General features: G+C 59.3%; 1 protein-coding gene. It reads left to right on the top strand.

Going from position 1 to position 595, the window contains the following annotated elements; all coding sequences use genetic code 11:
* The first annotated feature begins 22 nt into the window (after positions 1-22).
* Entirely contained in the window at positions 23-568 is a 546-nt protein-coding gene (locus tag AC1DHL_RS29685) for a fimbrial protein (RefSeq protein ID WP_478106022.1), read from the top strand.
* Positions 569-595: the final 27 nt, after the last annotated feature.

The following is a 595-nucleotide window of genomic DNA, read 5'->3' as shown; positions in this document are numbered from 1 at the left end:
TCAACTTTAGTGAATATTCGAAATGAACCGCAAACTTCTCTCCGTTCTGATCTTGGCCAGCACCGCGATGGCCGCCCAGGTTGCCTCTGCTGCTGACGGCACCATCACCTTCAACGGCGAAGTCACCTCGAACACCTGCACCATCAATGGTGCCGGCAGTGGCGCCAGCGACTTTCTGGTGACGCTGCCGACCGTGTCGACTTCGGCCCTGGCTGCCGCAGGCCAATCCGCTGGCCGCAAGACCTTCGACATCGCGCTGACGAATTGCACGCCTGACTCGGGCAATGTCCACACCTACTTTGAACCCGGTGTCACGACCGACTTCCAAACCGGCAATCTGATTTTGGATGCTGGTGGCGCTAACAACGTTCAGATCCGCCTGCTGAACGGCGACGACTTCAGCCCCATCAAGGCTGGTTTCGCGGACGGCACGCAGAATTCCAAGTCGGTTGCTATCACCGCCGGATCTGCACTGCTGCCCTACGCCGCTGAATACGTGGCTGTCAATGGAGCTGCTGGCGCCGGCGCAGCCAATTCGAGCGTGATGTACACGCTCATCTACCAGTAATTTCTGGTAGCCCGGAAGCGCGCCGCC

It is taken from the genome of Variovorax sp. 10L426 (assembly GCF_056395305.1).
The sequence above is the reverse complement of the archived record's forward strand: the minus strand, read 5'-3'. Positions and strand labels throughout refer to the sequence as shown.